1 protein-coding gene is annotated in these 591 nt (G+C 44.5%); it reads left to right on the top strand.

The window, feature by feature from the left end; genetic code table 11:
- The coding region (locus RM545_RS17495; RefSeq protein WP_311496574.1) for an ATP-binding protein at positions 1–591 on the top strand (591 nt) is incomplete at both ends.

Below are 591 nucleotides of genomic sequence, written 5' to 3'. Positions count from 1 at the left end.
TAACAATCAGACTATTGAAAAACTAAAACAAATGCGCCTGGAGGCTATGGCCCAGTTGCACCTGCAACACATAAAGGACAACCGCATAGAGAACATTACTGCCGATGAGTACCTGGCACTGCTGATCGATCACCAATGGGAAGACCGGCAGAACCGGAAGATAGAGCGGCTCTTAAGACAGGCAGACTTTAAACAACAGGCCAACCTAGCCGATGTGAACTACACCCAGAACCGCAACCTGGACAAGAATATGTTTACCCGCTTAGGCACCCTGGATTTTATCACCAGAAAGGAAAACATTATCCTTACCGGGGCTTCCGGGGTTGGTAAAAGTTATTTGGCCCAGGCTTTAGGACATCAGGGGTGTATGATGGAATACAAAACCATTTACACCAATACCGCGAGGCTTTTTAAAAAATTAAAACTGAGTAAAGTGGATGGTACTTATCTTAAGGAACTGGGAAAACTGCTTAAAGCAGATTTACTGATCCTGGATGACTTTGGTCTGCAGAGTTTTGATAACCACGCCAGGGAAACCCTCATGGATATAATCGATGACCGGTACAACAAAGCTTCTACTATTATATCCTC

The organism is Autumnicola lenta, from assembly GCF_031846515.1.
Classification (GTDB): Bacteria; Bacteroidota; Bacteroidia; order Flavobacteriales; family Flavobacteriaceae; genus Autumnicola; species Autumnicola lenta.
Note: the sequence above shows the minus strand (reverse complement) of the source record. Positions and strands in the feature narration are given on the sequence as shown.